The sequence below is a fragment of the Richelia intracellularis HH01 genome (assembly GCF_000350105.1).
In the GTDB taxonomy this organism is placed as follows: domain Bacteria; phylum Cyanobacteriota; class Cyanobacteriia; order Cyanobacteriales; family Nostocaceae; genus Richelia; species Richelia intracellularis.
On record NZ_CAIY01000045.1, the window covers coordinates 1 to 4,261 of the forward strand.

Sequence of the window (4,261 nt, forward strand, 5' to 3'; positions counted from 1 at the left end):
AGCTAATAATATTTTCATTTCAATTGGTTGTAAATATCTTATTAGGACTAATTTTTAACTCTAACTTTGGTGTTTTTTATGGAAATATTTTACTTTACCGTTATTATATTTATGTTCTATTAAAGAAAATCTAAATATTCAGTGTATACTATTACACTGTTTTAGCTGCTTAAACCTTGATAAATTTAAGCTTAATTATTTTTCTTATTTATATTGCTCTAATCATTACTAGTCTATGCATTCTTCTTGCTCAATATTTATTTTCTATGTTTAACTAATTTAATGTCTTACTCTCTATTCATAGGGATATATTTGTTCCCATAAAACATCTATTATAATTACCGGAATAGATCATTTTTTAATCATGATTGAATTCTTGCTAATATCATATAAAAGATGATTAGGTTTCATTGTTCACTTTTATGATAGTTGACATACCCAGCAAAGATTACAATTTACCAAAACTTTATCAAAAATAAATATTATCTTTATCCAGACATTAATGTTAAATTTAATTGATGATCTTATTCACGAATTAACTTGAGAGTTTAAGATAGTCAAAATAAATACATTAGCCGAGAAAAAAATCTGATTTAATAGGAAAATCTGGCACTTATATTAACAGATAGAGATAATTGCTATAAAAATAGCAATTATTAGAATATAAAAGTAATTATTTCTGATGAGATGGCAGCAATATTCAATACTAGTTTCAAAAATCAGCAACGACAATTATCACCAGCATCAATATTATTCTTAGGATTAGGTTGGTTTCCCAATATAGCAGGAGGATTAGAAAGATATATATATGAATTGACCCAACAATTAGTAAATAATCAAGATCAAATAAATCTATGTGGAATAGACTTACCAAATATAAGTATTAATAATAAATTTAGACTTACTAATTTATGTCAATCAAATTTATCAACTCTGCACAGATTATATTCTGTACGTAAAACTTTAAAAAATCAACCTAGGTAATGTGGATGCAATTAATTTGCATTTTGCCCTTTATAGTTTCCCTATTTTAGACTTATTACCTAAAGAAATACCTATTACATTTAACTTTCATGGACCTTGGGCATATGAAAGTTATACTGAGGGTGGCAGTAAAATTAGCATATATATCAAGAAAATTTTAGTAGAAAAAAGGGTTTATCAACGCTGTAATCGTTTTATTGTTCTCAGCCAAGCATTTAGTAATATTTTGCATCAAAAGTATCAAATACAGAAAGATAAAATTCATGTAATTCCTGGTGGTGTCAATATTGATAAATTCCAACCTGACTTATCCCGATTACAAGCTAGAGAGAAATTAGGATGGTATTTAGATAGACCAATCCTTTTTACTTCTCGACGTCTAATATATAGAGTCGGAGTAGACAAGTTATTAACTGCACTGGCAATAATTAAACCAAAAGTACCTGAAATTTGGTTGGGAGTGGCTGGAAGTGGTAATTTAAAATCGGCACTACAAAAACAAGTTCTGGAATTAGGCTTAAATCATAACGTCAAATTTCTTGGTTTTCTACCAGATAACCAACTATCATTAGCATATCAGGCGGCTGATTTCACAATTTTTCCCAGTCAATCTTTTGAGGGGTTTTGTTTAGCAATTCTTGAATCTTTAGCTTGCGGAACACCAGTCATTTGTACTCCTATTGGGGGAATGCCAGAAATTTTAAAATCATTTTCTCCTGACTTAATTACTGCTTCTAGTACAGCCAAAGATATTGCTAACAAACTTCTACAAATCTTCCTGGGAGAAATCTCCATACCCTCGAGAAAATCTTGTCGTCAGTATGCAGTAGATAAATTTGACTGGTGTAAAATAGCTAAACAAGTGCGCAAAGTAATTTTGAGTGATTAATTGAGGTTAGTATTGATTTAATTTCTGAACTCTTTATCTCTGGATATCCATGTAAGAAACAATACTTTTTTATCTTATTCATATAATTATGAAAATATTATTCCTAGATCAAAGTGGTAAACTTGGAGGTGCAGAATTATGTTTACTAGATATTGCTAAGACATATCAAAATAACTGTCTTGTTGCCCTATTAACTGATGGAGAATTTACACATATTCTTCATCAGTCAAACATACCTGTAAAAGTTATTACCAAACAAACTATCAAAACTAGTAAGCGAAGTAATTTATTTCAAGGAATAATTAGCTTGACCAAAATTATTCCTATAATAACTAAAATTATACCCATTGCTAGAAAATATGATTTAATTTATGCCAATACCCAGAAAGCATTAGTTATTGGTGCAATTACAAGCTTTTTTACCCTCAGACCCCTAGTTTATCATCTACATGATATTCTTTCACTCACCCATTTTAGTAAAACTAATATAAAGATTGCTGTCATTCTTGCCAACCGTTTTGCATCCTTAATTATTGCTAATTCTCAGGCTAGTAAAAATGCCTTTTTTGCCGCAGGAGGAAACCAAAATCTTGTCAAAGTAGTTTATAATGGTTTTGATATAAAACAATATCAGATTGGTAGTAATTTAATTCAAAAAGCTAGGCAAGAATTAGAAATACAAGATAAATTTGTTATTGGACATTTTAGTAGAATTGCACCATGGAAAGGACAACATATATTAATCTCTGCTCTAGCTAAGTGCCCTCCGCATATTATAGCTTTGCTAGTAGGTGATGCCTTATTTGGCGAACATAAATATCTACAAAAGTTACACCGGCAAGTTGTAGAATTAGGCTTAGAAAATCGGGTTAGATTTCTTGGTTTTCGCCATAATATTCCTCAGTTAATGACAGCTTGTAACTTGATTGCTCATACTTCTATTGCTCCTGAACCATTTGGAAGAGTAATTGTTGAAGCAATGTTATGCGGGAAAACAGTCATTGCTTCTAAAGCAGGAGGTGCAATAGAATTAGTCGAAAATGGAAAAAATGGTCTTCTAGTTACTCCTGGAAATGCGGAAGAGCTAGCATATATATTAACTGATTGCTATCATAATCAAGAAAGCATTAAAGTAATTGGAAATCAAGCAAAAACTATTGCTAGCCAAAACTTTAATATCAAACAAACTAATCAACAGATCCATCAACTAATTTGTCAAATACTATGATAAAATAATCAATTATAAAAGTAAGTTCACTGAATATAAATAACAGAAAATAAAATATATAATACTCATTAACATATTGCTATATTCATATTGGCAATTCTCTATTCTCAGAATAACTTTATAATAAAAAAATAATATTAACTTTCAACCTAGTATTAGCAATTATATGCTATACAACTATATATATTGTAATTGTACTAGTATTCTATAGACATATTTAATTGCAAATAAATACTATTAGAAGCGTAGATTCAAGACTAATAATATTTATACTTAAAATAATGGTAATATAATTCACTATATATTATGATAATACATAAAATAGTTAAAATATTGTGCACAAGAATAATGAGCTTGTTAATTTATAAACAAATTCATGATATTATTTTATATCTGCTGTTAGAATTTAGGTTTCTAGATATAAAGATAATTAGTATAAACAGTTTATAAGAGGAATAAAAGTAATGGGAATTAAAAATAATTAAGTAATTCGAAATACATAATAGAATAATTATTACAGTCAAATAAAATAGTGAAATTAATGATACTATTCTTAGTAGTACTTATGCAAGTATCATATGTATATCTTATCGCTAGAAAAAGAATCAAGCAATAATTACTATATATATAGTAATAGAAAAAATAATTACCACGCGCCAAGCCAGAGTTAAACAGTTTCCAAAATGCAAATTAAATATATAAGGAATTTATATATTTATTCTAAAAGTACTTATTCATTGAGTCAGAAAAATGTAGGGCAGCTATAGCTTGCCTATATAATTAATACTTTATTTCCGAATATAGTTTAAGTAGAATAATTAAAGATACACTTAAATAGAAAAGTTAATTTAAGATGATTATAAATATAATCAAGGCTTTCTCTCAATTTTATAGAAGTACTAGTTATTCATGATTTCTTATAGTTAAAAACTCCATCAGTGAAATATATGGAATATATAGGATTTATACTTGGTGATTAAGTATAAGTACAAAATAGCTAGTAGCTTTTATAAACTTTCTATTAGTATTTATTCACTAATATTAGTTTTTTCTCTTTTCAGTATAACCATAATATGATTTTGCTTTTTTAGTATTTGTAGCTAATTTAATAAAATTAGTATACCTATTTTTTCTTGTCAAAGAATAATTACAGTCGGTAT

General features: G+C 27.7%; 1 protein-coding gene and 1 pseudogene. Both read left to right on the top strand.

Going from position 1 to position 4,261, the window contains the following annotated elements; genetic code table 11:
* The first annotated feature begins 687 nt into the window (after window positions 1-687).
* Window positions 688-1,873 (top strand): annotated as a pseudogene (locus RINTHH_RS06115) (glycosyltransferase family 4 protein).
* Window positions 1,874-1,961: 88 nt separating this feature from the next.
* A complete protein-coding gene (locus tag RINTHH_RS06120; protein ID WP_008234260.1) occupies window positions 1,962-3,101 on the top strand; it encodes a glycosyltransferase family 4 protein in 1,140 nt (379 codons plus the stop codon).
* Window positions 3,102-4,261: the final 1,160 nt, after the last annotated feature.

What these genes read in the sequence shown, in the direction of transcription:
- RINTHH_RS06120 (WP_008234260.1), top strand. Translation starts at nt 1,962, where the DNA reads ATGAAAATATTATTCCTAGATCAAAGTGGTAAACTTGGAGGTGCAGAA.